This is a genomic window from Pelagibius marinus (assembly GCF_014925385.1).
GTDB classification, from domain to species: domain Bacteria; phylum Pseudomonadota; class Alphaproteobacteria; order Kiloniellales; family Kiloniellaceae; genus Pelagibius; species Pelagibius marinus.
Map to the genome: position 1 here is coordinate 55,414 of NZ_JACSDK010000018.1, position 26,778 is coordinate 82,191.

23 protein-coding genes are annotated in these 26,778 nt (G+C 66.6%); 7 read left to right on the plus strand and 16 right to left on the minus strand.

The features are described 5' to 3' along the window. Positions 1–290 precede the first annotated feature (290 nt). The 5 genes from H7X47_RS22500 to H7X47_RS22520 all read left to right on the plus strand — a co-directional run bounded on the left by H7X47_RS22500 (position 291) and on the right by H7X47_RS22520 (position 6,132). Positions 291–3,212, plus strand: coding sequence for a hybrid sensor histidine kinase/response regulator (locus tag H7X47_RS22500; protein WP_193371017.1), 2,922 nt, complete (start codon positions 291–293; stop codon positions 3,210–3,212). Beyond that, positions 3,209–3,703 (plus strand): chemotaxis protein CheW, encoded by a 495-nt coding sequence (locus tag H7X47_RS22505; protein ID WP_193371018.1) that lies wholly within the window; start codon positions 3,209–3,211, stop codon positions 3,701–3,703. Before H7X47_RS22500 ends, H7X47_RS22505 begins: the two co-directional genes overlap by 4 nt. 82 nt (positions 3,704–3,785) lie before the next feature. Continuing rightward, positions 3,786–4,151 (plus strand): response regulator, encoded by a 366-nt coding sequence (locus tag H7X47_RS22510; RefSeq protein WP_193371019.1) that lies wholly within the window; start codon positions 3,786–3,788, stop codon positions 4,149–4,151. After that, positions 4,151–5,293 (plus strand): protein-glutamate methylesterase/protein-glutamine glutaminase, encoded by a 1,143-nt coding sequence (locus H7X47_RS22515; protein ID WP_227010720.1) that lies wholly within the window; start codon positions 4,151–4,153, stop codon positions 5,291–5,293. Before H7X47_RS22510 ends, H7X47_RS22515 begins: the two co-directional genes overlap by 1 nt. Further along, entirely contained in the window at positions 5,290–6,132 is an 843-nt protein-coding gene (locus tag H7X47_RS22520; protein ID WP_193371021.1) for a CheR family methyltransferase, read from the plus strand. The genes H7X47_RS22515 and H7X47_RS22520 overlap by 4 nt, the downstream gene beginning before the upstream one ends. 166 nt (positions 6,133–6,298) lie before the next feature. On the opposite strand, the gene ctrA is transcribed toward H7X47_RS22520, so the two are convergent. Continuing rightward, complete coding sequence (gene ctrA, locus H7X47_RS22525; RefSeq protein WP_193371022.1) at positions 6,299–7,018, minus strand: response regulator transcription factor CtrA; 720 nt, start codon at positions 7,016–7,018, stop codon at positions 6,299–6,301. A gap of 248 nt (positions 7,019–7,266) precedes the next feature. On the opposite strand from ctrA, the gene fliI reads away from it, so the two are divergent. Both fliI and H7X47_RS22535 read left to right on the plus strand, forming a co-directional pair. After that, on the plus strand, positions 7,267–8,826 hold the full coding sequence (gene fliI, locus H7X47_RS22530; RefSeq protein ID WP_193371023.1) for a flagellar protein export ATPase FliI: 1,560 nt from the start codon (positions 7,267–7,269) through the stop codon (positions 8,824–8,826). A 46-nt stretch (positions 8,827–8,872) separates the two neighbouring features. Beyond that, positions 8,873–9,304: a flagellar FliJ family protein gene (locus H7X47_RS22535; protein ID WP_193371024.1), complete on the plus strand. Its 432-nt coding sequence runs from the start codon at positions 8,873–8,875 to the stop codon at positions 9,302–9,304. Between the two features lie 16 nt (positions 9,305–9,320). Here the strand turns inward: H7X47_RS22535 and H7X47_RS22540 are convergent, their stop codons facing one another. From H7X47_RS22540 to fliS, 15 genes are all read right to left on the minus strand, one after another. After that, positions 9,321–11,195, minus strand: a complete 1,875-nt coding sequence (locus H7X47_RS22540) for a hypothetical protein (RefSeq protein WP_193371025.1) — start codon at positions 11,193–11,195, stop codon at positions 9,321–9,323. A 13-nt stretch (positions 11,196–11,208) separates the two neighbouring features. Continuing rightward, on the minus strand, positions 11,209–11,997 hold the full coding sequence (locus tag H7X47_RS22545; RefSeq protein ID WP_193371026.1) for a MinD/ParA family protein: 789 nt from the start codon (positions 11,995–11,997) through the stop codon (positions 11,209–11,211). 4 nt (positions 11,998–12,001) lie between these two features. Beyond that, complete coding sequence (locus H7X47_RS22550; protein ID WP_193371027.1) at positions 12,002–12,970, minus strand: flagellar biosynthesis protein FlhF; 969 nt, start codon at positions 12,968–12,970, stop codon at positions 12,002–12,004. Continuing rightward, on the minus strand, positions 12,970–15,072 hold the full coding sequence (flhA, locus tag H7X47_RS22555; RefSeq protein ID WP_193371028.1) for a flagellar biosynthesis protein FlhA: 2,103 nt from the start codon (positions 15,070–15,072) through the stop codon (positions 12,970–12,972). Before flhA ends, H7X47_RS22550 begins: the two co-directional genes overlap by 1 nt. A gap of 47 nt (positions 15,073–15,119) precedes the next feature. Continuing rightward, positions 15,120–16,484: a sigma-54-dependent transcriptional regulator FlbD gene (gene flbD, locus H7X47_RS22560; protein ID WP_193371029.1), complete on the minus strand. Its 1,365-nt coding sequence runs from the start codon at positions 16,482–16,484 to the stop codon at positions 15,120–15,122. Between the two features lie 45 nt (positions 16,485–16,529). Further along, the gene (locus H7X47_RS22565) at positions 16,530–17,372 is read right to left on the minus strand and encodes a motility protein A (RefSeq protein WP_227010721.1); all 843 of its coding nucleotides are present in this window, start codon (positions 17,370–17,372) and stop codon (positions 16,530–16,532) included. Positions 17,373–17,395: 23 nt separating this feature from the next. Then, positions 17,396–17,701 (minus strand): flagellar motor switch protein FliN, encoded by a 306-nt coding sequence (gene fliN / locus H7X47_RS22570; RefSeq protein WP_264373114.1) that lies wholly within the window; start codon positions 17,699–17,701, stop codon positions 17,396–17,398. A gap of 86 nt (positions 17,702–17,787) precedes the next feature. Next, on the minus strand, positions 17,788–18,609 hold the full coding sequence (locus H7X47_RS22575; RefSeq protein ID WP_193371031.1) for a FliH/SctL family protein: 822 nt from the start codon (positions 18,607–18,609) through the stop codon (positions 17,788–17,790). Positions 18,610–18,630: 21 nt separating this feature from the next. Further along, positions 18,631–19,647, minus strand: coding sequence for a flagellar motor switch protein FliG (gene fliG / locus H7X47_RS22580; protein WP_193371032.1), 1,017 nt, complete (start codon positions 19,645–19,647; stop codon positions 18,631–18,633). Positions 19,648–19,662: 15 nt separating this feature from the next. Then, entirely contained in the window at positions 19,663–21,360 is a 1,698-nt protein-coding gene (fliF, locus tag H7X47_RS22585) for a flagellar basal-body MS-ring/collar protein FliF (RefSeq protein WP_193371033.1), read from the minus strand. Between the two features lie 324 nt (positions 21,361–21,684). Further along, on the minus strand, positions 21,685–22,008 hold the full coding sequence (gene sciP, locus H7X47_RS22590) for a CtrA inhibitor SciP (protein WP_193371034.1): 324 nt from the start codon (positions 22,006–22,008) through the stop codon (positions 21,685–21,687). A gap of 239 nt (positions 22,009–22,247) precedes the next feature. Beyond that, positions 22,248–23,501, minus strand: coding sequence for a flagellar hook protein FlgE (gene flgE / locus H7X47_RS22595; protein WP_193371035.1), 1,254 nt, complete (start codon positions 23,499–23,501; stop codon positions 22,248–22,250). A 127-nt stretch (positions 23,502–23,628) separates the two neighbouring features. After that, positions 23,629–24,303 (minus strand): flagellar hook assembly protein FlgD, encoded by a 675-nt coding sequence (locus H7X47_RS22600; protein WP_193371036.1) that lies wholly within the window; start codon positions 24,301–24,303, stop codon positions 23,629–23,631. Positions 24,304–24,322: 19 nt separating this feature from the next. Further along, positions 24,323–25,957, minus strand: a complete 1,635-nt coding sequence (locus H7X47_RS22605) for a flagellar hook-length control protein FliK (protein ID WP_193371037.1) — start codon at positions 25,955–25,957, stop codon at positions 24,323–24,325. A gap of 117 nt (positions 25,958–26,074) precedes the next feature. Then, positions 26,075–26,530, minus strand: a complete 456-nt coding sequence (gene fliS, locus H7X47_RS22610) for a flagellar export chaperone FliS (RefSeq protein WP_193371038.1) — start codon at positions 26,528–26,530, stop codon at positions 26,075–26,077. Between the last annotated feature and the right edge of the window lie 248 nt (positions 26,531–26,778).

Here is a 26,778-nt window from a genome sequence, read left to right on the forward strand (position 1 = left end):
GCGGCGGCCGCGCGCCAGGGAGAGGGGCTTCGCGATCGGGTTACTCACATCGTTCAGTTTCATGGGCTTGAGGCGCTACGTTGGCGGGATGCTTTTGCCTGTGATCGCGCCTCTTTAGCTTTGACGCAAATCCGCTCTATCCGGCAATTCCCCTGCGGTTCCCGAGAGTTAAGTAAGGGCTTCTTAATCTATGTTTGGCACTGTTCAGCGTCAATTCGGGGGCATTGGTTAACAGCAGTGATCGCCCGGACTTAGCGCCCACTTTCCGGGCAAAGCGTAGGACTGTGGCGATGGATGATCTTCTAAGCGAATTTTTGACCGAGACCAACGAGAGCCTCGCGGAGCTCGATGTCGAGCTGGTTCAGCTCGAGCAGAACCCGAACGACAAAGAGCTGCTGGGCAACATCTTCCGGCTGATGCACACCATCAAGGGAACCTGCGGTTTCCTGGGGCTGCCGCGTCTGGAGAGCGTTGCGCACGCCGGCGAAAACGTGCTGGGCAAGCTGCGCGACGGCGAGTTGGAGGTCACGCCCGAGGCGGTCACCCTGATCCTGGAATGCCTCGACAACATCCGCGCCCTTCTGGAGCAGCTGGAAGCGACCGAGGCGGAGCCGGAGGGTGACGATTCCGATCTTATCGCCCGTCTGAACGCCTTCGCCGACGGCGACGCTGCGCCGGCCGAGGCTGCGCCGGCTGCCGAGGAAGCGCCGGCCGAGGAAAGCGGCGGCGGTGATACCACCCTCGACGAACTGGAGCTCGCGTTCCAGAACGCCAAGGGGCCGGCCGAGCTGGCGGCCGAGAAGGCGGCCCAGGAAGCTGCCGAGGCGGAAGCCGCCGGCGCTGAGGCCGAAGTTGAAGCCGAAGCCGAAGCCGAAGCCGAGCCGGAGCCGGTGAAGGCCGAGGAGCCGAAGAAGGAAGCGGCGCCGAAGAAGGAACCCGCTGCCAAGAAGGAAGCGGCGCCGAAGAAGGAGCCCGCTGCCAAGAAGGAAGCGGCGCCGAAGCAGGCCGAGAAGGAACCGGCGGCTGCCGAGGCCAAGAAGGAAGGCTCCGTCGCCAACCAGTCGCTGCGCGTCAATGTCGACGTGCTCGAGAACCTCATGACCATGGTCTCCGAGCTGGTGCTGACCCGCAACCAGCTGCTGCAGATCCTGCGCAGCCAGAGCGAAAGCGAGTTCGCCGCGCCGCTGCAGCGCCTGAATCACGTGGTCTCCGAGCTGCAGGAAGGCGTGATGGCCACGCGCATGCAGCCGATCGGCAATGCCTGGGCCAAGCTGCCCCGCATCGTCCGCGACCTGGCCCACGAACTCGACAAGAAGATCGACCTCGTGATGAAGGGCGCCGAGACGGAGTTGGACCGCCAGGTGCTGGAGCTGATCAAGGATCCGCTCACCCACATGGTCCGCAACTCCGCCGACCACGGCCTGGAAGTGCCGGCCGACCGCCTGAAGGCTGGCAAGCCTGAAATCGGCACGGTGACCCTGAACGCCTTCCACGAGGGCGGTCACATCATCATCGAGATCGCCGACGATGGCAAAGGCCTGTCGGTCGACAAGATCAAGCAGAAGTGCATCGACAACGGCCTGGCCAACGAGGCCGAGCTGGATCAGATGAGCGAGCAGCAGATCCAGCAGTTCATCTTCAAGGCCGGCTTCTCGACGGCGGCTGCGGTGACTTCCGTCTCGGGCCGTGGCGTCGGCATGGACGTGGTGCGCACCAACATCGAGAAGATCGGCGGCACCATCGAGCTGACCTCGGTCGAGGGCCGCGGCACCAAGTTCGTCATCAAGATCCCGCTGACCCTGGCGATCGTCTCGGCGCTGATCGTCGAGTGCGCTTCGGAGCGCTTCGCCATCCCGCAGCTGTCGGTGGTCGAGCTGGTGCGCGCTTCCGCCCACACCGAGCACACCATCGAGCGCATCAACGGCACCCCGGTCCTGCGCCTGCGCAACCGTCTGCTGCCGCTTGTGAACCTGCGCCATCTGCTGAAGCTGGACGGCGAGAACACCGCCAAGGCGGCGAAGGACGCTCTGTCGGCCTCGGTCACCGAGACCAAGCCGGCAGCGGAGGCCGAGTCCGGCGCGACGCCGAAGGAGGCTGCCAAGGCCGATGCGGTCAAGGGCACCGACGACGAGGAGGTCTTCATCGTCGTGGCCCAGATCGGCAACTACTCCATGGGCATCATCGTCGACCGCGTCTTCGATACCGAGGAAATCGTGGTCAAGCCGGTGGCGCCGATCCTGCGCAACATTCAGCTCTTCTCCGGCAACACCATCCTGGGTGACGGCAGCGTCGTGATGATCCTGGATCCGAACGGCATCGCCGCGGCCACCGGCGAGATCTCGGTCGCCGAGGGTGCCGAGGACAACGCCAAGGGCCGCCACATGGCGCGCAGTTCCGACAGCGTCGCGATGCTGATCTTCCGCGCGGTGGACGCCACGCCCAAGGCGGTGCCGCTGGCCCTGGTGGCGCGGCTCGAGGAGATCGATCTGCAGCAGGTCGAGTTCTCGAACGGCCAGTACGTGGTGCAGTACCGCGGCCAGCTGATGCCGCTGGTGATGATGGACCCCTCGCAGAAGCTGGAGTCCGAAGGCCGCCAGCCGGTTCTGGTCTTCGCCGACGGCAAGCGCACCATGGGCCTGGTGGTTCAGGAGATCGTCGATATCGTCGAAGGCCGTATGAACATCGAGCTCTCCTCGGAGCGCGAGGGTTATGTCGGCACGGCCGTGATCGACGGCAAGGCAACCGATATCATCGACGCCGGCTACTACCTGACGCTGGCTTTCCACGACTGGTTCCAGGCCGACCGTGAGACCCTGGACGGCGAAGGCCATGGCCGCCGCCTGCTGGTCGTCGACGACAGCCCCTTCTTCCGGAACCTGCTGCAGCCTCTGCTGACGGTTGCCGGCTATGATGTGGTCTGCGTCGAGTCGGCCGACGCCGCGCTTGAGCTCTGCGAAGCCGGCGAGGACTTCGACGTCATCATCTCCGACATCGAGATGCCGGGCATGAACGGCTTCGAGTTCGCTCGCAAGATTACCGCGGAGACCCGCTGGGCCGAGACGCCGATCGTGGCGCTTTCCAGCTTCTCCAACCCGAGTGACCTGGCGCGCGGCCGTGAGGCCGGCTTCAAGGACTACGTCGCGAAGACCGACCGCGACGCCTTGTTGAACACTCTACACGATACCCTGGCTGAACTGAGAGGTGCGGCATGAGCAGTCCCAAGGACGAAGGCGCGGTGGAACGCACGCCCATGGCCGACGCGGTCGCGGATACGGAAGACTTCGTAACCTTTACCATTGCCGACCAGTTGTTCGGAATTCCCGTGCTGAAGGTGCAGGACGTCCTCAGTTCGCACAACATCACGCGGATCCCGCTGGCGCCGCCTGAGATTGCCGGCTCCCTGAATCTGCGCGGCCGCATCGTCACGGCGATGGACGTGCGCCTGCGCCTTGGCCTGCCGCCGCGCGACCGCAAGGCGTCGATGAGCATCGTCGCCGAGCATGAAGGCGAGCTCTATAGCCTGATGGTCGACTCGGTCGGCGAGGTGCTGGCGCTCAAGGGCTCCGCCTGGGAGCGAAACCCGCCGACCCTGGACCCAAAGTTCCGCGACTACTCGTTGGGCATCTACCGGCTGGACGACCAGCTTTTGGTGGTGCTCGACGTGAACAGGCTGCTGGACTACGACCGCGTCCAGGCGGCCTGATAAGAGACTGCGATATGGGGCCGACTGCCAAGAAAAAGAGTGTCGACAAGGCACGGCGGCCGGATGCTAGTGGAGCTGGAAAATGAAGTCATGTTTGATCGTCGATGACTCCAAAGTGGTGCGCATGGTGGCGCGCAAGATCCTCGAAGGCCTTAGCTTCGCGACCGATGAAGCCGAAGATGGCCAGAAGGCGATCGAAGCTTGTCAACGCAACATGCCCGACGCGGTGCTGCTCGACTGGAACATGCCCGTGAAGAACGGCCTGGAGTTCCTGGAGGAACTGCGGGCCATGCAGGACGTTGACCAGCCGGTCGTGGTTTTCTGCACCACCGAGAACGATATGGAGCATATCAAGAAGGCCATGGAGGCCGGGGCCAACGAGTACATCATGAAGCCCTTTGATAGCGACATCATTGAATCGAAGTTCGTCCAGGTAGGTCTCATCTGATGCCAGACAGCAAGTCCGCCCCTGGCGGCACTGACGGAAGTACCGGTGATCCCTACCGCGTAATGGTAGTGGATGATTCGGCGGTCATTCGTGGCTTGCTGACCCGGTCGCTTGAGGAAGACCCCAGCATCAAGGTGGTCGCTTCCGTCGGCAACGGTGAAATCGCCATCAAGTCCCTGGACCGTCACGATATCGAGGTCATCATCCTGGATATCGAGATGCCGGTCATGGACGGCCTGACGGCCCTGCCCAAGCTTCTGGAGAAGAAGCCGGGTGTGCAGGTGGTCATGGCCTCGACCCTGACCCGCAAGAACGCGGAAGTCAGCCTGCGCGCCCTCCAGGCCGGCGCGGCGGACTATCTGCCCAAGCCGAGCTCGACCAGCGAGCTTACTTCCAAGGACGCTTTTCAGCGCGAGCTGACCGAGAAGGTCAAGGCCCTGGCCGCGGCGGCGCGGCCGGCGGGCCGGGCTGTGGCTGCGCGCCCCGTCGCCAGCAAGAGCTCGACGCCGGCGCCCATCGCGGCCGCGCGCAGGATTGAGTTGCGCAAGCCGTCGCTGGCGCTGCCGCGGCTCATCGCCATCGGCAGTTCGACCGGCGGCCCGCAGGCCCTTCTGGAGGTGCTGCGCGACATGGCGGCGGCGGTCAAGGTGCCCATCCTGATCACCCAGCACATGCCGGCGACCTTCACCACTCTGCTGGCCGAGCACATCGGCCGCGCCACGGGCGTGCCCTGCGCCGAGGCGCAGGACGGGGAGAAGATCAATGCCGGCCAGATCTATCTGGCGCCCGGCAACTTCCACATGGTGGTGGAGCACGAGGGCGGCGATAGCGTCATTCATTTGAATCAAGACCCACCTGAGAACTTCTGCCGGCCGGCGGTCGATCCGATGCTGCGCAGCCTGGCGAAGATCTATGGCTCCGGCCTGCTGACCATCATCCTGACGGGGATGGGGTCCGACGGGCAGAAGGGCGCTGTCGAGGTGGTAGAGGCCGGTGGCACGGTCATTGCGCAGGATGAAGCCACCAGCGTTGTATGGGGCATGCCGGGAGCCGTCGCCACGAGCGGTCTGTGTTCAGCCGTTCTGCCGATCAAGGAGATCGGCCCCAGCGTCCGCAAGTTGGTCATGAGGTCAGCGGCATGAATGTGAACGATTTCGAATTTATCGCCCAGTTGCTCTACCAGCGCTCGGGCCTGGTGATCACCCAGGAGAAGGCCTATCTCCTGGAGAGCCGCCTCAACCCGGTCGCGCGCAAGTGGGACCTGGACGGCTTCGACGCCCTGATCGCCGCCCTGCGCAGCAACAAGGACGAGCGCCTGCTGGTCGACGTGACCGAGGCCATGACCACCAACGAGTCCTTCTTCTTCCGTGACAACCGGCCCTTCGATCAGTTCAAGGACATCGTCCTGCCGCACCTGCTGGAAGCCCGGGCCGCGCGCAAGCAGATCCGCATCTGGAGCGCCGCCTGCTCCAGCGGCCAGGAGCCCTATACCCTGGCCATGATCCTCAAGGAGGAAGCGGCGAAGCTGGCCGGCTGGAAGGTGGAGATCGTCGCCACCGACCTCTCCACGGAGATCCTGAACAAGGCCAAGGAAGGTCTCTATTCCCAGTTCGAGGTCCAGCGCGGCCTGCCGATCACCCTGCTGATGAAGCATTTCACCCAGGAAGGGGAGAAGTGGCGGATCAGCGAGGAAATCCGCAACATGGTCTCCTACCGGCCCTTCAACCTGCTGGAAGGTCCCACGTCGCTCGGTACCTTCGACGTGGTGTTCTGCCGCAACGTGCTGATCTACTTCGACCAGGCGACCAAGGGCCAGGTGCTGTCGCGCATCGCCCAGATCATGCCGGCCGACGGCTACCTCTACCTGGGCGGCGCCGAGACGGTGCTGGGCATCTCGGACTCCTTCGAGGTGGTGCCCGGCCAGCGCGGTATCTATCGCCTGACCAACGGCAACGCCAACCTGGACCGCAAAGTCGGCTGAGCCCCGCGGGCGCCTGCAGCGGCGCCGGGGGCGATCTTCAGGTTTCGCTTTAAGTATGCAGAGAAAAGGTCGCTATCCCAATAGGATAGCGGGCTTTTCTATGATCTTCTCCCGGCCCCCCGGGGGGGGGCGAAAGCGTGTCTTGCCTGGGGTTCCCCCTTGGGGGTCAGGCGTTGGCGGCGTGCTTGGCCGGCTCGGCGCCGTCGGTGCTGACCGGGTCACGCAGCACATAGCCGCGGCCCCAGACGGTCTCGATGTAGTTGTCGCCGCCGGTCGCGTTGGCCAGCTTCTTGCGCAGCTTGCAGACGAAAACGTCGATGATCTTCAGCTCCGGCTCGTCCATCCCGCCGTAGAGATGATTGAGGAACATCTCCTTGGTCAGGGTCGTGCCTTTACGCAGCGACAGCAGCTCCAGGATCCCGTACTCCTTGCCGGTCAGGTGGAGGGGCTGGCCTTCCACTTCGACGGTGCGGGTATCCAGATTGACCGTCAGCTTGCCGGTGGAGATCACCGAGTCAGAATGGCCCTTGGAGCGGCGGACGATGGCCTGAATGCGCGCAACCAGCTCTCGCTTATCGAACGGCTTGGTCAGGTAGTCGTCGGCGCCGACGCCGAGGCCCTTGATCTTGTCATCGAGGCCGCTGAGGCCCGAGAGGATCAGGATCGGTGTCTTGACCCGGGCGGCCCGGAGACGCCGCAGCACCTCGTAACCGTCCATATCCGGCAACATCAGATCTAGGATGATGATGTCGTAATCGTAGAGTTTTCCGATTTCAAGGCCGTCTTCGCCCATATCGGTCGTGTCGCACACATAGCCCTCCGACCGGAGCATCATCTCGATGCCTTGGGCTGTGGCGGTATCGTCCTCGACAAGCAGAACTCTCATGGTGGTGACCTAATGCCTGTATAGTTCCCCTGGGATTTGATTATTAACCATTTTGCCGAAGCATTGTTAATAAATTCTTACCAGCGTTAATTATCGTTGATCGACGGTAGACAAGCGATCTCTCTCCGTTTCGGCGCCACCCCCGATCGTCGATTTTCTTAATTTTACCCAACCTTAAGCCCGATACCCGAGACTGCCATGAAAGGTCGTTGTTCTCAGGCCAGGGGGGCCCTCAGGCGAATTACTGGATGGTCGTTTCCACCGTCGTTAAGGAAATCGGTCAACTGGCGGACTACCGCCTGTATGGCCGGGTCGCCGGGGTGCTCGGCATGCTGGTCGAGGTCGCGGGCCTCGAGCAGGCTCTTTCCATAGGTTCACGCTGCGCCATTCACGCCCAGGGAGGCCGCCGGGTGATCTGCGAGGTCATCGGCTTCCGCCAGCGCCGCGCCCTGCTGCTGCCCTTCGGCTCCCTGGAAGGGGTCGGCCTGGGCTGCAAGGCGGAGGTCCTGGAGAGCGAGCCGCTGGTGCGGCCCTCCAGCGCCTGGCTGGGCCGCGTGGTCAACGCCCTGGGCGAGCCCATCGACGGCAAGGGGCCGCTGCCCGACGGGCCGGCCGCCTACAGCCTGCGCGCCTCGCCGCCGCCGGCCCACAGCCGCAAACGTCTGGGCGGCAAAATCGACCTGGGCGTGCGCGCCATCAATACCTTTCTCTCCTGCTGCCGCGGCCAGCGCATGGGCATCTTCGCCGGCTCCGGCGTGGGCAAGTCCGTGCTGCTGTCCATGCTGGCGCGCTATGCCGAGGCCGACGTCAACGTCATCGGCCTGATCGGCGAGCGCGGCCGCGAGGTGCAGGAATGGCTGGAGGACGACCTGGGACCGGAGGGCCTGGCCCGCTCGGTAGTCGTGGTCGCCACTTCCGACGAGCCGCCGCTGATGCGCCGCCAGGCGGCCTATCTGACTATGGCGCTCAGCGAGTACTTCCGCGACGAGGGCCAGGACGTCCTCTGCCTGATGGATTCCGTCACCCGCTTCGCCATGGCGATGCGCGAGATCGGGCTTTCCGCCGGCGAGCCGCCGGCCAGCAAGGGCTATCCCCCCTCGGTCTTCGGCGAGCTGCCGCGCCTCCTGGAGCGCGCCGGTCCGGGCATCGAGGACGGCTCCGTGACCGGCCTCTTCACCGTGCTGGTGGAGGGCGACGACCACAACGAGCCCATCGCCGACGCGGTGCGCGGCATCCTGGACGGCCACATCGTGCTGGAGCGCGCGGTGGCCGAGCGCAACCGCTATCCGGCCATCAACCTGCTGCGCAGCGTCTCGCGCACCATGCCGGACTGCAACAGCGAGGGCGAGAACGCCCTGGTGGGGCGGGCGCGTAACCTGCTGTCGACCTTCGAGAACATGGCCGAGCTGATTCGCATCGGCGCCTACAAGCAGGGCAGCGACCCGGCGGTTGATGAGGCGATCCACTACAACGACGCCCTGGAAGCCTTTCTCGGCCAGAAGAAGGACGAGATCAGCCACCTGGCGGAGGGCTACAGCCAGCTCGCCGCCTTGCTTGGCATGCCTGACCCCGCCGCTGAGGCCGCGGCGCCTCAGGCGACCCCGGAAGACATCCAGGTGATGGGGTTGGCCGCGGCCCAGATGGCGATGCCGGAGGGTGGCCTTGCCCCGGCCCAGGCTGCGGATGGTCCGGCGGATCAGGCGCCGTCGGGGCGCCAGCCGGGCGAAGGTGATTTCAAGAAACGCCGCGACCGCATGGCCGCGGCGCTTAACCTGGCCCAGGCGAAAAGCGCCGTTCCCGGCACTTAGAGCCTGGGCCCCCAGAGACAGTGGTTTTGTTAGGAGTTGAATTGCGGTGAGTGCTCTTGATCAGTTGGTGCGGCTGCACCGTTGGAATCTGGACGAGAAGCGTCAGAAGCTTGCGGAACTGGAACGGTTCCGCGGCAAGCTGCTGGGCAACATCGAGTCGCTGGAGGCCGAGCTGGCCCGCGAGCAGGCCGCGGCCGAGCGCTCGGAGGTCACCAGCGTTTCGCTGCCGGCCTTCATCAAGGCCACCGTCGACCGGCGCCGCAAGATCGAGGGCTCCATCGACGAGGTCGATCGCTCCATCGCCCTGGCGCGCGACGAGATCGCTCAGGCCTTCCAGGAATTCAAGAAGTACGAGACGGCGCACGACAACCACCTGCGCCGCGAGGCAATGAAGCAGTCGCGCCGCGAACAGAACGCGGCCGACGAACTGGGCATCGACCTGCACCGCCGGCAGGCCGCGGGCGGCGCACAGGGTTAGCCGGAAAAACCGAAAGTCAGACGTTCAGGCCGTCGTGGGGCTGGGCGGCGGACTGTGCCGCCAGCAGCTGCAGCCAGTCAGGTGAAGCCTGGAAGACGAGCTGGCCCGTGTAGCCGGCGATGGCGTTGGCTTCCGCGAAGAGGGCCATGAGGTCGCCGCGCACCAGGGCGGGCAGGGGGCGGCGGCTGCGCAGCAGCAGGTCGAAGCGCCGCGCCCGCACCAGGCCGTCGAGCTGCAGCTCGCCGTGACGCTCCAATTCCAGTTCCAGCACGAAGCGGGTGGCCTTGTCGCCGCCTTTCCCGTCCTGGCCGCCGCCGTGGTCCTGGTGGCGGAAGAAGCAACGCAGCTCGCGCAGGCCCTGCTCGCTCCACAGCGGCAGGTTCACGAAGCGCCACTCGCCGGCCGGCGTGTCGATCGGGCGATTGAGGCCGGCGAACTCACGGCCCAGGCGTTCGAAAAGGTCGCCGTGCTCGGCGCGCTCGGCGCCGACCGTGGCCGGCGCCAGCCAGCCGCCGAGGTTGCCCTGGTTCAAGGCCGAGAGGAAGAACAGCATACCGGAGGCGAGGCGCGGGCCGACCTGCGGCAGGGCGCGGGCGACCGCCTCCACCTGCGCCGCCTGCAGGCCGTGGAAGATGGTCTGTTCCAGCGTCTCCAGGCTGGGCCAGGCGGCGGCCAGGGCGCGGGCGGCCGGAGTGTCTTGCGCGGCGGGCAGGGTGATCTGCAGCGCCAGGCTGCTGCCCGGGGGCAGGGCGGCGCGGGTGTCCAGGGTCAACGTGCCCAGCGGCGTGTGCAGGATCGGCTGGCCGCTGCTGGTGGTGGCGGTGACCAGCCCGGTCAGGCGCAGGCCCGCCCCGGAGGCGTCGCCGCCGCCGGGGACGGCCGCAGCGCCCTGAGCGCCTTGGGAGGGGCCTTGCGGGCCGCTGGGAGCACCGGCGGCACGGACCGCGGCCTCGGTGGAGAGGTTCTGCAAGGCCGAGGCGACGGAGTGTCCGGAGTTCGCGACCGGCGTCTGCGGCGCCAGGCGTAGGCCCGCCGTCGCCGCGTTCGCCGCGTTGCCTGTGCCAGGGGGGCTGGGAGCGGCGGTGCCGGGCGGCGAACTCTGCGGAGCGCCTGTGGCCGGGGTGCCGGCTTCACTGCCGGCCGACCCCGCGGCCGGGGCGCCCGCGGGCGCCGCCGGCGCCGTGGGGCCGCCGCCCTGTCCGCCCGGCTGACCCGGGGGCTGGCCGGGAAGCTGCCCGGCCACCTGACCGGCCGCCAAGCCGGGGGCTGGACCTGTTGCGGGCACAGCGGCCGGATTTGCGGCGGTGCCGGATGGTCGCGAAGCCGCCAGCGTTCCCGGCGTGGTCCCGGCCGTTTGCGACTGCACTCCCAGCGCCAGGATGCGCACCAGCAGTTCGGCGCCCGGCTGGGCGGTCGGCAGGCCGGCCAGCAGCGGCACCGGTGGGGCAGCGTGCAGGACGCCGCGCAGCACCTGGGTGGGCTGCACCAGGTCGTGGGGATTGGGCGGCAGCGTGTGAGAGAGCGGCGCCTGTGGCGACGCGACGCCCGGCGGCGTCTGGCCCGGGGCACCGGCGTTGGACGCGGCGGCGCCGGCGCTGTCCAGCAGCAGGAGGTTTATCATCACCTGGGGTCCGACGCTGCGCACCTGCAGCACCACCTCGGTACCGACCGGCAGGGCGCGGGTCGCGGCAAGCTGCAGCACGCCGAGGCGCGTGCGCACCAGCAGGTGGCCATGGTCGTCCTTGCCGACCACCGTCCCGCGCAGGTTTTCTCCGGTGGCGAGGCGGGCCAGCTCCGGCGAGGGGTCGACCACCCGCACGGCGGTCTCACCGCTCCCGGTCGCGGCGGGACGCGTGGTTCCTGCGGCAAGCGTGGCGAAGATATCGCTCATGCCGCAGGGCCCCTCAATTCTTGCTGTTGAGGCGCCCGGCCAGGGCCTCTATATCGCTTGCCGCCTGCGAGTTTGGGTGGCGGATGAGCAGCGGCACCTGGTGGCGGATGGCGTCCTTCACCTTGCTGTCGCGGCGGATCACGCCGGCCAGCGGCGGCGAGATCTTCAGGAAGGACTCGCAGGCCTTCAGCAGGGTGGCGTAGGTGCGTTCGCCCTCGGCGGGGGAGGTGGCCATGTTGATGACGACCCGCAGGTCCGCCTCGGGGTTCTGCATGTGCGCCAGCTTGATGAAGGCGTAGGCGTCGGTCAGCGAGGTCGGCTCGTCGGTTGCCACAACCAGGGTGGTGCGGGCCACGGCGGCGAGGTCGCGCACCGTGCGCTCCAGGCCGGCGCCCAGGTCCAGGATCACCCGGTCGTAGGACGGTGCCAGGTCGGTCAGGTCGCTCATAAGCTGCTTGAGGCGCACGGCCGGGATGTTGGCCAGGCTGCCGGTGCCCGAGCGCCCGGCGATGACGTCGAAGCCGCCGGTGTCGTGATGGGTCGCCGCTTCCTTCAGCTCGTAGCTGCCGTCGAGGACGCCGCCAAGGTCGTTGGAGGGGTGCAGGCCGAGCTGGATGTCGACATTGGCCAGGCCCAGGTCGCCGTCGAACAGCAGCACGCGCTTGCCGTCGCGGGCGAGCGCCTGGGACAGGGTGACCGACAGCCAGGTCTTGCCGACGCCGCCCTTGCCGGAGGCGACTGCCAGCATGTTCGCGCAGGTCTTCTGCTGCTCTTCACGTTCCATCATGGGGGCTTCGATCATGCTGTTAGTCCGCCGCGAGAAGGGTGGTGGCCTGGAAGGGGCCTTGGGCGCTGAGCAGGCGCGCCAGGGAAACCGGATTGACGGCGATCAGGCCGCCGCCGATGTGGCGGGAAACGCCCGCCGCGAGGAAACCCATGCCGCTGACGTGGGCGGCGCTGATCAACCCGCCGAAGCGGCGCGCCGCGTCCAGGCGGGTCGGGATCAGGCTGCGAGCGCCGCTCTCGGCAAAGGCGAGCGCCATGTCCGCCGCCTCGGCCGGGTCGCCGCCGGCCGGCAGCACCAGCGCCATGGCTGCGCCAGCGGCCTCCGCGGCCTCGCGCAGGGCCTCGCGCTCGACGGCGTCGAAGGGGTTGCAGCCGACGGTGTCGATGATGGCGATCTCGTCGCCCTTGCGCGCCCTGGCCGCGGCACCCACCGCCGTGGCGTCGTCGGCGCAGACCAGCCGCGCGTCGAGCGCCTGGGTGAAAGTCTCGGCCTGGGCGCGGCCTCCGGCCTTGCCGCCGTCCATGGTGATGAGCAGGCTCCGCCCCTCGGCCAGGCGCGCGCAAGCGCAGAGCTTGGCGGCGGTAACGCTCTTGCCGGCACCGGAGGGACCGACCAGCATGATCGGATGTTCCGGTCCGATGTCGCCCAGCGGCAGGAAGCCCAGTTCGTGATCCAGCGCCGCGGCGAAGGCCATCATCCAGTCGTCCGTGCTGGTATTGACCGCGGCGTTCAGCAGGCGGTCCGTCAGGCCGCGTGGCACCCGGTGGTGGTCCAGCACCGCGGCGATGCGGTCGGCGGCCTCCAGTTCCGGCGCCTGCGCCGGCGCGCTTTCGGCCGCGGCACCGTTGGCCTGTTCCAGGGCGGCGGTGACCTTGATGCCGTCGTCGTCGTCGCTGGTCGACAGGATGATCGCCTCTTCGCCCAGCACGTCGCGGACCTGCTGCATCGCCTCGGCGGCTGTCCTCGCTGTGAAGGTGCGCAGCAGCATCAGATCTGACCCAGCGTCTTGATTTTCGCCTTGGCGTGGATCTCATTCTGCGAGAGCACCACGGTGGAGGGGCGGAAGCGTTCGACGATGGAGCGCACGAAGGGCCGCACCGGCGGTGAAGTGAGCAGGACAGGGCTCTCGCCCATCATGGCGTGGCGCTCGAAGATCTGGCGCACGGCGCCGATGAACTCCTGCAGGCGGGTCGGCGCCATGGAGAGCTGGCGGTCTTCGCCCTCGCCGACGATCGCCTCGGCGAAGGCCTGCTCCCATTGCGCCGAGAGGGTGATCATCGGGATGAAGCCCTCGTGGTTCACCGAATCGTTGGAGATCTGGCGGGCCAGGCGGGCACGCACGTGCTCGGTGATGGCGGTCACGTTGCGGGTATAGCCGCAGGCCTCCGAGACGCCTTCCAGGATGGTCGGCAGGTCGCGCACCGAGACGCGCTCGGCCAGCAGGTTCTGCAGGACGCGCTGCAGTCCGCCGACGGTGATCTGCGTGGGGATCAGGTCGGCGATCAGCTTCTGCTGCTCGCTGTCCTGCTCGTCGAGCAGCTTCTGCGTTTCGGCGTAGGACAGCAGCTCGGCCATGTTGTCCTTGATCAGCTCGGTCAGGTGGGTGGTCACCACGGTTGGCGGATCGACGACGGTGTAGCCGCGGAACAGGGCCTCCTCGCGGCTGCCTTCGTCGCACCACATGGCCGGCAAACCGAAAGTCGGTTCCACCGTTTCCTCGCCGGGCAGGGGCATCTTCTCGCCGCGCGGGTCCATGACCAGCAGCATGTTGGGACGCAGCTCGCCGCGCCCGGCCTCGATCTCCTTGACCCGGATGACGTAGGTGTTGGCCGGGAGCTGCAGGTTGTCCTGGATGCGCACCGAGGGCATGACGAAACCGATCTCCTGCGCCAGCTGGCGGCGCAGGGACTTGATCTGGTCGGTCAGGCGCTGGCCGCCCTGGCCATTGATCATGGGTAGCAGGCCGTAACCCAGTTCCAGGCGGACCTGGTCGATCTGCAGGGCGTTGGCGATGGGCTCCTCGGCGATCGGCGTGGCCGTCTGGGCGGCGATGGCCTTGGACTCGGCGTCGGCGGCCGCCTTATTGCGCTTGCTGGCGAACCAGCAGCCGACGCCGGCCAGGCCGGAGAGCGCCAGAAAGGGCACCGCCGGGATCCCGGGCAGCAGGGCCAGCGACAGCATCAGGAAGGACGACAGGCCGAGGGCGCGGGGATAGCCGCCCAGCTGGCCGATCAGGGCCTTGTCCATGGACCCGGTGGACGTCGACTTGGAGACAAGCAGGCCGGCGCCGGTGGAGACGATCAGCGCCGGGATCTGGCTGACCAGGCCGTCGCCCACGGTCAGCACGGTATAGGTCTCGGCCGCCTGGCCAAAGGTCAGGTCCTGCTGGGCGACGCCGATGATGATGCCGCCGATGACGTTGATGAAGGTGATCATCAGACCGGCGATAGCGTCGCCGCGCACGAACTTCGCGGCGCCGTCCATGGAACCGAAGAAGTTGCTCTCGTCCTCCAGCTCCTTGCGGCGCTTGCGCGCCTCGGTCTCGTCGATGAGCCCGGCGGAGAGGTCGGCGTCGATGGCCATCTGCTTGCCGGGCATGGCGTCCAGGCTGAAGCGGGCGGAGACCTCGGCGATGCGCCCGGAACCCTTGGTGATGACGATGAAGTTCACGATCACCAGGATGCCGAAGATGATGATGCCGATGATGAAGTTGCCGCTCATCACGAAGCTGCCGAAGGCCTGAATGACCTGTCCGGCGGCGTCGGTGCCTTCGTGGCCATTGGCCAGGATCAGCCGCGTCGACGCCAGGTTCAGCGCCAGGCGCAGCATGGTTGCGATCAGCAGCACCGTGGGGAAGGAGTTGAACTCCAGCGGCTTGGTGATGAACAGCACCGTCATCAGGATGAGGACGGAGAAGGTCATGGACATCGCCAGCGACAGGTCCAGCGTCCAAGCCGGCAGCGGCAGGATGAGCACCACAAGGATGGCGACGACGCCCAGCGCCAGAGCGATGTCGCCGCGCTTCAGCGCATTGACGACCGCAGCCAGTTGGCCGCCGCCGGCGCTCGCCTCTGTGTTTGTCTCAGCCATATCGGGGTGCCTTCCGCTCCCTGCGCGATCGCTTCAAGCCGTCAGCTTCAAGCCGTCGAGCGCTCGCCCTCGCCGGGCAGGGGCACGGGCACGCCGTCTTGGCTGTACTGCTTCAACTTGTTGCGCAGGGTGCGGATCGAGATGCCGAGGATGTTGGCGGCATGGGTCCGGTTGCCCAGGCAGTGCTCCAGGGTGTCGAGGATCAGGTCCTTCTCCACGTCGGCCACGGTGCGCCCGACGAGCTGCTTGGCCTCGCCGCCGTTCTCGTCGGTGTCGGCTTCGACCTCGGCGGCCTGCTGGTGCCGGTTCAGGTTCTGGCCGGTCAGCATGATCGCCTCGGGGCCGATCCTGCCGTCCTGGGCCAACAGCACGGCCCGGTGCATGGTGTTCTCCAGTTCGCGCACGTTGCCGCGCCAATGGTGGGCCCTCAGCACCTCCATGGCCGGCGGCGTCACATCCATCGTCGGCACACCGTTGGCCTCTGAGTACTTGGCGGCGAAGTGCTGGGCCAGGATGGGAATGTCCTGGGGCCGCTCGCGCAGGGCCGGAAGCTGGATGTTGACCACGTTGAGGCGGAAGTAGAGGTCCTCGCGGAAGTTGCCGTTCCTGACCTCTTCCTCCAGGTCGCGGTTGGACGTGGCGATGAGGCGGATGTTCACCTTGATCGGCTGGCCGCCGCCGACGCGGTCGATCTCGCGTTCCTGGATGGCGCGCAGCAGCTTGGCCTGCAGGCGCGGATGCATCTCGGAGATTTCGTCGAGCAGAAGGGTGCCGCCGTTGGCTTCCTCGAACTTGCCGATGCGGCGGGTCACGGCGCCGGTGAAGGAGCCTTTCTCGTGGCCGAAGAGCTCGGATTCCAGAAGGTTTTCGGGGATGGCGGCGCAGTTGACGGAGATGAAGTGCTGGTTGGCACGCTTGGACTTGGAGTGAAGAAAGCGGGCCATGACCTCCTTACCGGTGCCGGACTCACCGGTGATGAGGACGCTGGCGTCCGACGGCGCAACCTGCTCCGCCAGGCGCAGCACGGCGCTGGTGGCCGGGTCGCGGAACACCAGGGTGCTGGTCTCCTCCGAAACGGCGGAGAGGACGGCGGCGATCAGCTCGGCGTCGGGCGGCAGGGGGACGTACTCCTGCGCGCCGGCGCGGATGGCGTCGGCGGCGGCGGCGGGCTCCGGGCCGATGCCGCAGGCGATGACCGGCACCGAGATCCGCTCGGACTTCAGGCTCTTGCAGAGAGTGCCGATGTCCAGGTTGACCTCGACCATGACCATGTCCGCGCCCTGGCCTGAGCGCAGCGCGGTCAGCGCCGCGTCGATGTCGTCGACGTGGGCAACCTTTGCGCCGCTTTCCAGGGCCAGCTTGCCGGCCGTGGCGATGTGTCCGTCCAGTGTTCCCACAATGAGAAGCCGCATGCCTTCTCTCCAAGTCCCTAAAGGTTAGTTCCGGTTCAAATCTGACTAATCGAAGTAAGCAACCCGCTCGGCGGGCGGCAGGATTGTGTTCAGCATCATCTCGAGGCGCCGCGGATTCTCCTGGCGGCTGATCGAGGCCGCGCCGATGGTGTAGATCTGGCACACCGTCGACTCGATCTGCGCGTTGCGCTCCAGCTTGCTGGCCAGTGGATTGAAGACCATGTTGGCCAGCACCGCGCCGTAGAAGGTGGTCAGCAGCGCCACCGCCATGGCCGGGCCGATGGTGGAGGGGTCGTCCAGGCTGCCGAGCATCTGCACCAGGCCGATCAGCGTGCCGATCAGGCCCATGGCCGGCGCCACTTCGCCGGCACGGCGCAGCACCCCGGCGGCGCGCTGGTGGCGCTCGAAGGTCGCCTCCGTCTCGCGGCTCATCACGCGCTCCACTTCGTCGGCGGGAATGCCGTCCACGACCATGCAGATGGCGCGGTAGAGGAAAGGCGCGTAGTGCAGGCTCTCGGTGATGGTCTGCAGGGCCAGGCGACCGCGCTTGCGGGCCAGGTCGGCCAGGTAGAGCGACTGCAGGACCGCGTCTTCCGGCGAGTCGGCGTGGTAGATCGCGGCGCGGAACATCAGGCCCTGGGCCTGGCCGACTTCGGTCAGGCTAAAGGAGACCGTGGTCACCAGGAAGGTGCCGCCGATGACGATCAGGATCGAGGGAATGTCCAGGAAGGCCGCCGCCTGGCCGCTCAGCACCATGGCGCCGGCGATCATGGCGAAAGCGCCGCCCACGCCGAGCAGCGTGGCGAAGTCGATAGACGGGCTGATCCGCGGAATCTTCATTTCCGCGGTCGGCTGCGCCTCGGCGCCGGTTGTCTGGGTATCGACCATGATCCTGGATTCCGAAAGCCGACTTAGTTGCCGCTACGGTCGACTTTGATGATTTCCGTCATGGTCACGCCGAGGTGCTCTTCCACCACGACGACCTCGCCGCGGGCGACCAGACGGTTATTCACGTAGATGTCGATGGCCTCACCGACTTTGCGGTCCAGTTCCACGATGGCGCCGCGGCCCAGCTTCAGCAGCTGGCTGACCTGCATGTTGGCCTTGCCCAGTACCGCGGAGACCTGGACCGGAATATCGTAGACGGCTTCCAGTTCCTTGGCGTTGGTCGGCGGCCGGCCGGCCTCGGGAAGACTGCCGTCGTCCTCTTCCTGCATCTCCATCTCGGGAGTGCTTTCTTCCAGATCGGCGAGATCCAGGGTTTCGTCTTCGGTCATGGAGACCTCCTAATCAACTGTCGCCGCTAGGCGCTCTGTGCCCGCCGGAGCGGCTCGATCTCAGCCGCGGCCTGCGGCTGGGAAGGGGATTCGGCGCTCTTGGGCGCCACTGTTTCGTCTTGCTGTGCCTGAGGCTGCCCCTCGGCCTGATCCCCGGCCTGATCCCCGGCCTGATCCTGGGGCTGCGCCGTCGGGCGCGGCGGAGCCGGGGCCATTGCGCGGGCGATGATGGTGTCGATTTCCTTCCACAGGCCGGATTGGTCGCGCTCCGCGCCACCATCGGCCCATTCGACGCGCACGTCCCCGGCGGCAATGGTTTCGTCGACCAGGAACACCAGCTTGCCCTCGAAGCTGCCGCGGCTGGTGCTGCTCTCGATGCGCTCGCGCAGCGGGTCCAGGTCGCAGTCGGCGCAGCGGATCAGCAGGCGCGGCTCGTCGCGCAGACGCTCCAGGCAGGCTTCCACCACCGCCCGGATCTCCTCCAGCCCGCCGTCGCGCGCCAGGCGCGGGAAGATCTTGCGGACTACGGTGACGGCGGCATCCAGCGAGCCGCGTCGGCGCTCCGTCTCCAGCTGCTCCAGTTCCTGGGCCAGCCGGTCGAAATGCGGGGGCAGGTCGGCGACGCTGTCGGCAAGCCGCTTGGCGTGGGACTGTTCGGCCTCGGCCAGACCCGCGGCCTTGCCCTCGGCGAAGGCGGCCTGGCGCGCGGCTTCCAGTTCCTCTTCGCTGAAGGTCGGGGCAGGGGGCGCGGCGGTCGCCTCGGCCTCGGCGGCGGCACGCGCTTTCGCCTCGCGCTCGCGCTCGGTCTCGAAAGAGGTGTCGAAGAGATATTTTTCGAAGGTGCCCATGATCGCGCCGCTCCCGCCCTGTTAGTAGACGAGCTCGTCCTCTCCCTTATTCTCGCTGATGATGATCTCGCCCTTCTCGGCCAGGTCTTTAGCGGTGGCGACCATGTACATCTGCGCCTCGTCGACGTCCTTCAGGCGGACCGGGCCCATGGCCTGCATGTCTTCCTTCATGATCTTGGCCGCGCGCTCGGACATGTTGGAGAAGAAGAAGTCGCGCAGCGTCTCCGAGCTGCCCTTCAGCGCCGTGGCCAGCTTGGACTTGTCGGAGGCGCTGAGCAGTGTCTGCACGCCGCCCGGATCCAGGTTGCCGAGGTCCTCGAAAGTGAACATCAGGGCCTTGATGCGCTCGGCGGAATCGCGGTTGCGTTCCTCCAGCGCGGTCAGGAAGCGGGTCTCCAGGGTGCGGTCCAGGTAGTTGAAGATGTCCGCCATGAGCTCGTGGGAGTCGCGGCGGTTGGTCTTCGCCAGGTTGGACATGAACTCGTTGCGCAGGGTGCGCTCGACGTCGTCCAGCACCTCCTTCTGCACCGCCTCCATGCGCAGCATGCGCATCACCACTTCCATGGCGAAGGGCTCGGGCAGGACGCCCAGCACCTTGGCGGCGTGCTCCGGCTTGATCTTGGACAGCACCACGGCGACGGTCTGCGGGTATTCGTTCTTCAGATAGTTGGCGAGCACCATCTCGTTGACGTTGGCCAGCTTGTCCCACATGGTGCGACCGGCCGGGCCACGGATCTCCTCCATGATGCCGTCGACCTTGTCCTTGTCCAGGACACGCATCAGCAGGCGCTCGGTGCTGTCGTAGTTGCCGGTCACCGAGCCGGTGGTCGAAATCTGGTCGGCGAACTCGACCAGCATCTGTTCGATCAGCTCAGAGGTCACGGTGCCGAGGTTGGCCATGGCCTGTGACAGCTCGCGGATCTCTTCGTCGTCCATCATGCCGAACAGACGCGCGGCGTTCTCTTCGCCGACGGCGAGCATGAGAAGGGCGGCCTTCTCCGGGCCGCTCATGCTTTGGATGTCTTCGCGTACGCGCATGGGGTCTAGTCCGCCTTACAAGTCTGCGTGGAGCCAGCCGCGGATGATGCTCACGGCTTCTTCCGGATGCTTTTCGATAATCTCGCCAATCTTCTTGACCGAGGAGGCCCGCACGCGGCCTTCCACCTGGTTCAGGTCGATCATCTGGTCGATTTCGCTGGCGATGTTCTTGCCGCCGCCTTCCTCACCGACGCGGGTGGCGACCACGGTGCCCGGATCACCGGGCAGGCGCGGGATTTCCCGGCCGTCCGGGCCGATCAGGGCCGGCTGCGGGCTGCCGTCCGGCAGCAGGGCGGGGCCGCCCTCGGTCAGGCTCTCTTCGTCGACCTCCAGCAGGCGACCGAGCAGCGGGCGCACCACCAGCAGCAGTACCAGCACGGCGACCACGCCGAGGACCAGCAGCTCCGCGATCCGCATGAGGTCGGCCTTGGTCAGGCCGAAGAGGTTCTCCTCGAGCGTCCCGTCGGCGCCGGCGACCTCGATGAAGGGCATCTCGACGACCTCGATAGTGTCGCCGCGCCCCTCGTCGTAGCCCACGGCGGAGCGGACGAGAGCGGTGATCTTCTCCAGCTCCTCGGCGTTTCGCGGTTCGTAGGTGGGGTTGCCCTCGGCGTCCTGGACCGTCTTGCCGTTGACCATGACGGCGACCGAGAGGCGGCGCACCATGCCGGCTTCGCGGATGTGCGTCTTGACCGTCTTGGTGATCTCGTAGTTGACGGTTTCCTCGGTGCGCGAGGTCTGGCTCTGGCTGCCGCTGCCGGTGTCGAGCTCCGGCAGGGCGTCTGGCAGATTGTTGCCCACCGTCACGCCGGCGGGGGCGCCGTCCTGGTTGGTCGCCTGCTCCTCCACCACCTGGGTGGAGCGCACGACCTGGCCGTCCGGATCGAAGATCTCGGCGTTTTCGGTGATACGGTCGAAATCCATCTCGGCGGAGACCTGGGCGCGGACGTTGCCGGGGCCGAGGGAGCGGGCCAGCATTTCCTCGATGGTGCGCACCAGGCGGGATTCGTAGCCGACGCGCATTTCCTCGGCGCGGCCGGCGGTCTGCGACACGTTGCCTTCTTCGGTGCCGCGGGCCAGCAGGTTGCCCTGATCGTCGATGATGGAGACCATGGCCGGCTTCAGGCCGGGCACCGCCGCGGCCACCAGGTGCTGGATCGAGCTGACCTGCTGTCCGTCCAAGGTGCGGTTGCCGCCCAGCATGAGGACGATGGAGGCGCTGGGCTCCTGGCGATTGCGGCTGAACAGCTCGCGCCGCGGAAGCACCAGATGCACGCGCGCCTGCTTGACCGAGGAGACCGAGCGGATGGTCCGGGCCAGCTCGCCCTCCAGCGCGCGCACATGATTGATGTTCTGGACGAAGTTCGTGGTGCCCAGGCCCTCGGAGCGGTCGAAGATCTCGTAGCCGATCGAGCCGCCACTGGGCAGGCCGTCCTCGGCCATGACCACGCGGGTGCGGCCGACCTGGTCTTGCGGGACGAAGATCTTTCCGCCTTCCTCGCCGATGCGGTAGGGGACGTTCATCTGCTCCAGACGGGCGATGATCTGTCCGCTGTCCTGCGTGTCGAGGTCGGCATAGAGCAGCGACATCTCCGGCGAGGCGAGTCGGCTGGTCAGGTAGATGAAGAATGCAATGATGCCTGCCGCGACCGCCGCCATCATGCCGAGGCGGGCCGGGCCCAGACTCTTCAGTGTCTCAAAGAGAGAGTTCAAAATTGACCGTCCTGATGCGTCATCGACCTAAGCTTCGGAAGCCGTCGACCAGAGGCTTCCACAAGCCAGCCGAAAACCGGTTCATCGCATTGGCTGGCTTGAATTTTTAGGCTAATTGCTCCCGGTAAAGGTCACGTTAACAGCGGGCAATAATTGCCTAGCTGATGGGAAGAATTTTCCCCCTGCTGAATCCGGGCCCGCGCGGCGCCTTGGCGAAGGTGATTAACGGGAGCTTAAGGCCGTCAAAGCAAAACCCCGCCGGAAGGTCCGGCGGGGTTTTTCAAGAGAGCTGAAATTCAATGCCGGCGCGCAGCGCGCCGCTGGTCAGGAGCTGGAGCGGTTGTCGCTCATCTTCTCGGCCTGGCTGGCCAGATGACGACGGTACTGCTGCAGGCGCGTGGTGCGCAGTCCGCGCATGCCGTGCTTGTCGATCAGGCTCTGCCAGGACAGGAATTCCTCGACAGAGAGGTTGTAGCGTTCACAAGCCTCTTCCAAGGTGAGCAGGCCGGCGCGCACCGCAGTGACGACCTCGGCCTTGCGGCGGATCACCCAGCGCTTCGTGGACGGCGGCGGAAGGTCGTCCAAGCTGAGCGGCTTGCCTGCCGGCCCAATCACGTTGGCTGGCCTACCTGAACTGTCGGAATACATCGAACAGATCCTGTCTCTCAAATTCAATCTGTGGTCCCGCTAAGATAGGCTGGCGCTGTTTAAAATTCGCTAAATCAGGCGGTTAAGCTAAGATTGAGAGAACTTGAAGCCTTCCTTAATCTTAACGGCCGCAACAGCGCAAACCCTGGGGATGAGGGGTCCGGCAGCTGCCGGAGGGTCTTCCCCGGGATGAAATTTTATTTGTCATCCCGGGGAAGACGGCCCCTCAGGCCTCAGCTTTAGCGCTTAACGCGGATCAGTTCTTCCAGCATGTCATCGGCGGTTGTGATGACCTTGGTGTTCGCCGAGTAGGCGCGCTGGGTGATGATCATCTTGGTGAATTCCTCGGCCAGGTCGACGGTCGAGGATTCCAGGGCGCCCGGGGCGATATCGCCGGCGCCGCCGTTGCCGGCAAGGTTCAGCTGGAAGTTACCCGAGCGGTCGGTTTCCAGGTAGACGTTGCCGGTGCGGGCCTCCAGGCCGTTGGGATTTCGGAACATGCCCAGTGGCAGCTGGTAGATGTCCAATCTCTGCCCGTTGTCGAAGAGGGCTGTGACGATGCCTTCCTCGCTGATCGTGATGCCGGTGTAGTTGCCGAAGCGGACACCGTCCTGATCGATGTTCGAGATTGTGAAGTTACCGGCGAACTGGGTCAGGCCGTCGGTACCGGCCACCGTCCCCAGGTCCAGGGTGACGGTCGAGTTGCCGGCACCGGTGGTGAAGCCCGTCAGGGTCACGCTGGGGGCGGCCGGCGTGAAGGACAGGGGCGTGCCGTCGGTATCGAAGGTGATGGAGCCCGTGCCGGTAGCAGTGGCCGTGCCGACGCCCAGCATGGTCGGGTTCTGGGCGGTCCAGGACCAGGTGTTCAGCGCGGTCTTGGTGAAGGTGATGTCCATGTCGTGGGCATTACCCAGCGAGTCGAAGACCTGGGCCGTCACCGAGAAGCTGTCGGTAACCGCGGCCGTGGAGGGCAGGTTGACGCCCAGGGAGATACCGGTCGTCGCCGCGGCGCTGCCCGAGAGGTTCGAGATGTTCACCGTCTCCAGGCCGGTGAAGGTGCTGGAGCTGGGGGGCGGGGTGGTGGTGCGCAGGTTGTAGCCCTGCAGGTAGTAGCCCGCCGCGTTCTCCAGGTTGCCGCTCTCATCCGGGTTGAAGGAGCCGGCGCGGGTGAAAAAGAAGTCGTCGCTGAACCCCGGGTTCGCCGCCTCGTTGACCACGAAGAAGCCCTGGCCGGCAACCGCAAGGTCGGTGCCCGAGGCCGAGCCCTGGAGCAGGCCCTGGCGGTCGATGAAGGAATAGGGCGAGGACATCACGCCACCCGGCGTATGGGTGGTCTGCGTCGCGGCCTGGGTGACCAGGGTCGAAAAGCGCGCGCTGGTGCCCTTGTAGCCGATCGTGTTCACGTTCGCGATGTTGTCCGAGATCATGCCCAGGGCGTTGCTCTGTGCGGCGAGACCGGACACCCCGGCAAACATGGCGCCGTAGATACTCATGACTTCGTCTCCTTGGTTAGGGCCGGTCAGCTGCCATTTGGAGGGGCACTTCCGGGCCTGAAATCAGCTCTCTTGTTGCTCGAAAACTCTAAATTCGTTGCATCAGCTCTGTGCGGCGGGCCGCGGTCTACTGCTCGATGGTCAGGACGTCGCTCAGCGCCACTTCCAGATCATCGATCTCCAGGACGACCTCGCCGTTGACCAGCTTCACGCCGGTCACCTGGCCTGCCGTGCCCTGCACCAGCGGTACCGGGTTGTCTTCACTGTCGATCGCTGTGACCAGGAAGCCGTAAAGGCCGTCCTCGAGGGGCTCGCCGTCGTCGTCGAGGCCGTCCCAGACGACCTCGTGGTGGCCGACATCGGTGTCGGCGTCGATGGTGCGGACCGTGTTGCCCTGTTCGTCGATCACCAGGATGTTTGCCTGGGCGGCGTTGGCGCCCAGGTCGTAGGTGATTGTCGACTGGCCGTCCTGCAGCATCAGGATGATGCCGTCTGCGCCGACCGTCTTGCCGATGTAGTTCACCGCATCGTTCAGCTGCATTCCATCCTGCAGGGCAAGCAGCTGATCCAGCTTCTTGTTCGTCGAGATCGCCTGCTCGACGCTGGTGAACTCGACCAGCTGGGAGGTGAACTCGTTGGTGTCCATCGGGTCCAGCGGGTCCTGGTATTGCAGCTGCGTGGTCAGCAGCGTCAGGAAGGTGTCGAAGGTTTCGGCCAACGACGACCCGTTGGTCAGCGAACTGGCGTCGCTGCTCTTGAACTCCACGCCGTTGACCGGCTCACGTACGCTTTCGATCGCCATGATTCAGTCTCCTTCCGCCTCAGACCCGGATGTCCAGGGCGCCGTCGTGATAGGACGCCGGCTGCGGGGTGACGGGCTGGGCCTCTTCGCCGGCCCCGGCATTCCGGGCGGCGGAGTCGAAGGAACCGCGACCCGCGGCGCTGTCGCCGCCGGCCTGCTGTTCCTGGCCCTGGTTCTGGCCCCGGAGGTTGAAGTTGAGACTGCCGGAGTCGGTCTTCACGCCGGCCTCCTGCAGCGCCCGCTCGAGGCCCCGGGCATCGCGCTGAAGCAGGTCCAGGGTCTCGGACCGCTCGGCGGATATGACGGCGCGCAGGGTACCGTCTTGGTTGCTTTCAAGCTTCACCTCGATGCGCCCCAGTTCGGCGGGGTGGAGCTTGATGTTGATCTGCTCCTGTCCGGCCACCTGGGCGCGGCGCACCTGGACGGCGATCTGCTCGGCGGGGTCCGCCGCGGCGCCGTTGCGGGCGTTGGCCAGGGTCTCGGCAAAGCTGGTGTTATGGACCGTGCCGCCGGCCGGGGCCGCGGCGCCGGTCATGGGCGTCATGCCCGCCGGCTGTTGCGTGCTGGCGCCGGCGCCGTCCGATCCGCCGGAGGTGGCGGCCGGGCTAAGGGCCTGGGCCGCCTTGTCGCTGGCGGCTGCGGCGATGTCCTGTCCCTTGGTCGCCTGGCCGGCCTGGGGGGCGGGCTTGTTGGCGGCGGTGGCCTGCTGGGCGCCGTCGGGGGCGGCTCCGTTACCCTTGGCCTGCTTGGCGGCGGGGATGGGGGTCTCGCCGTTCTGGGCCAGGGCCGCGGTCGCCGAACCGCCGCCCAGGGTGACGCTCGGACGCGAGCTCAGACCCTCGCTGGTCTCAACGGTGACGGCCTGGCCGACAGCGGCTGCCGGGGTGCCGGCTGCCGGGCGTTTGCCGGGTTCGGCCGGCGGCGCCGGTGGGGCGCTCGGGGACTGACGGTGGGCCTCGGCGGTCGGGTTGGCGGCCTTCGAAGTCGCGGTCTCCGAGGCCTTTCCGGCAGCCTTGGCCGCCGGCGCGGCGGCGCTGGCCGGCAGGGCGGTCGTCTCTTCAGTAGTGGTCGCCGGGTCCGTCGCGCTCTGGGCGGCGGTCGCTGCGGCGTTCGCCGGTGTGCCCTGGGCCGCGGCAGCCGGGCCGGTCTTTTCGGTCTTCACGCCGGCGGGCGTGTTGGCCCTGGTGTCCTGACCCGGCACGGTGAAGGCGGCGGCATTTGCCTGCTGCGCGCCGGGCGCGCCGCTCCTGGCGGGACCGGTCGCCGGGGCACCGGCTTCCGTGGCCGCGGCTGCGGCCTCGCCATCGACCGGCGTTTCGGCCGTGGCGTCGGCGCTATCCCCGCCGTCGTCCGCAGTCGTCGCCTCGGCCGCGTCGTTCTCCTGCGACGCGTCGGCCGGGGCCGCCTCATGGGATTCGGCCTGGCTGTCGTCCGCTTCCGGCTCGCTCTCGCCGGACGCCTCGTAGTCGTCCGCCGGCTGCTCCGGCAGTTCCTCGCGCGCTTCCTCGACGGGCTCGTCGCGCAAGGCCTCCTCATGCCCGTAGTCGTCATAGGAGTCTTCATGGACCGGGCGGGTCGCCTCGGTCCTCTCCTGTGCCGAGCGGGTGTCATTTTCGTAGCGCGCTTCCTCTTCGCGGAGGAGGCTGTCAAACATCCCGTCGCCGGCGCGATCCTCTTTGTGTGTCGAGGATCGGCCGCCGAAAGGCGTATAGAAGTCCGGAGCGATAGCTTGCATCGACTGGTCCGCGTATCTTTCTAGGTCTGAGCCGAATTAGGCGGCGTGTACGTCCAGGCGGAAGCCGGCGGCTTCCAGGCGGCGCAGAATGGTGGCTTCCATCGAAGCCTCGTCCGCACCTTCGGCCATCCGCTGGTCGACTTCCTGCCAGGCATCGCGCAGGGGCTTCAGGAGATCGATGATCTTCGCTGCGCCCTCGGCGTCGCTGTGGATGTTGATGCGGATGAGCTGTGCCAGAACGAAGCGGTAGAGTTGGCCGAGCTGTTCGGCGATCTCTCCGCCCTTTTCCATGTCCAGGCTCATGTGCAGGGTGCCGACGATCTCGGTCACCACGTTGACGCGGTTGCAGCGTTCCTCGATGTCGTTCTGCTGCATGGCTTTGATCGCTGCGGTCAGCGAGAGAATGGCCTCGTTGTAGAGCATCACGACGACTTCCGTCGGACGGGCCCTCTTCACCTCGCTGCGAAAGGCATCGGTAGCGGTAAGCGGCATGGTTCTATCTCCGTGTTGCTTCCCCGAGGCAGGGACCGCGCCAGGCGGCCTGACTGCTTCGGGGGCTGCGGAGCGGTGGACGGGTAACGTCCGGCCACTCCAAGTCACGGCAGATAGAACGCAAGTTGCGGGCCAAGTCGGCTGCTTGTTGAAAACCGGCTGTTTCCTGCGGTTGTCCGCAAGGCGCCGCAGGCCACGGGCCGGGGCGGGGCCTTTCCTGCCTGGCAGTTCTTGCAGGGTGACAGGAC

Excerpts from the sequence above, each read along its gene's own strand:
- H7X47_RS22500 (WP_193371017.1), top strand. The coding sequence starts at position 291 with ATGGATGATCTTCTAAGCGAATTTTTGACCGAGACCAACGAGAGCCTC.
- H7X47_RS22505 (WP_193371018.1), top strand. The coding sequence starts at position 3,209 with ATGAGCAGTCCCAAGGACGAAGGCGCGGTGGAACGCACGCCCATGGCC.
- H7X47_RS22510 (WP_193371019.1), top strand. The coding sequence starts at position 3,786 with ATGAAGTCATGTTTGATCGTCGATGACTCCAAAGTGGTGCGCATGGTG.
- H7X47_RS22515 (WP_227010720.1), top strand. The coding sequence starts at position 4,151 with ATGCCAGACAGCAAGTCCGCCCCTGGCGGCACTGACGGAAGTACCGGT.
- H7X47_RS22520 (WP_193371021.1), top strand. The coding sequence starts at position 5,290 with ATGAATGTGAACGATTTCGAATTTATCGCCCAGTTGCTCTACCAGCGC.
- ctrA (WP_193371022.1), bottom strand. The coding sequence starts at position 7,018 with ATGAGAGTTCTGCTTGTCGAGGACGATACCGCCACAGCCCAAGGCATC.
- fliI (WP_193371023.1), top strand. The coding sequence starts at position 7,267 with ATGGTCGTTTCCACCGTCGTTAAGGAAATCGGTCAACTGGCGGACTAC.
- H7X47_RS22540 (WP_193371025.1), bottom strand. The coding sequence starts at position 11,195 with ATGAGCGATATCTTCGCCACGCTTGCCGCAGGAACCACGCGTCCCGCC.
- H7X47_RS22545 (WP_193371026.1), bottom strand. The coding sequence starts at position 11,997 with ATGATCGAAGCCCCCATGATGGAACGTGAAGAGCAGCAGAAGACCTGC.
- H7X47_RS22550 (WP_193371027.1), bottom strand. The coding sequence starts at position 12,970 with ATGCTGCTGCGCACCTTCACAGCGAGGACAGCCGCCGAGGCGATGCAG.
- flhA (WP_193371028.1), bottom strand. The coding sequence starts at position 15,072 with ATGGCTGAGACAAACACAGAGGCGAGCGCCGGCGGCGGCCAACTGGCT.
- flbD (WP_193371029.1), bottom strand. The coding sequence starts at position 16,484 with ATGCGGCTTCTCATTGTGGGAACACTGGACGGACACATCGCCACGGCC.
- H7X47_RS22565 (WP_227010721.1), bottom strand. The coding sequence starts at position 17,372 with ATGGTCGATACCCAGACAACCGGCGCCGAGGCGCAGCCGACCGCGGAA.
- fliN (WP_264373114.1), bottom strand. The coding sequence starts at position 17,701 with ATGCAGGAAGAGGACGACGGCAGTCTTCCCGAGGCCGGCCGGCCGCCG.
- H7X47_RS22575 (WP_193371031.1), bottom strand. The coding sequence starts at position 18,609 with ATGGGCACCTTCGAAAAATATCTCTTCGACACCTCTTTCGAGACCGAG.
- fliG (WP_193371032.1), bottom strand. The coding sequence starts at position 19,647 with ATGCGCGTACGCGAAGACATCCAAAGCATGAGCGGCCCGGAGAAGGCC.
- sciP (WP_193371034.1), bottom strand. The coding sequence starts at position 22,008 with ATGTATTCCGACAGTTCAGGTAGGCCAGCCAACGTGATTGGGCCGGCA.
- flgE (WP_193371035.1), bottom strand. The coding sequence starts at position 23,501 with ATGAGTATCTACGGCGCCATGTTTGCCGGGGTGTCCGGTCTCGCCGCA.
- H7X47_RS22600 (WP_193371036.1), bottom strand. The coding sequence starts at position 24,303 with ATGGCGATCGAAAGCGTACGTGAGCCGGTCAACGGCGTGGAGTTCAAG.
- H7X47_RS22605 (WP_193371037.1), bottom strand. The coding sequence starts at position 25,957 with ATGTTTGACAGCCTCCTCCGCGAAGAGGAAGCGCGCTACGAAAATGAC.
- fliS (WP_193371038.1), bottom strand. The coding sequence starts at position 26,530 with ATGCCGCTTACCGCTACCGATGCCTTTCGCAGCGAGGTGAAGAGGGCC.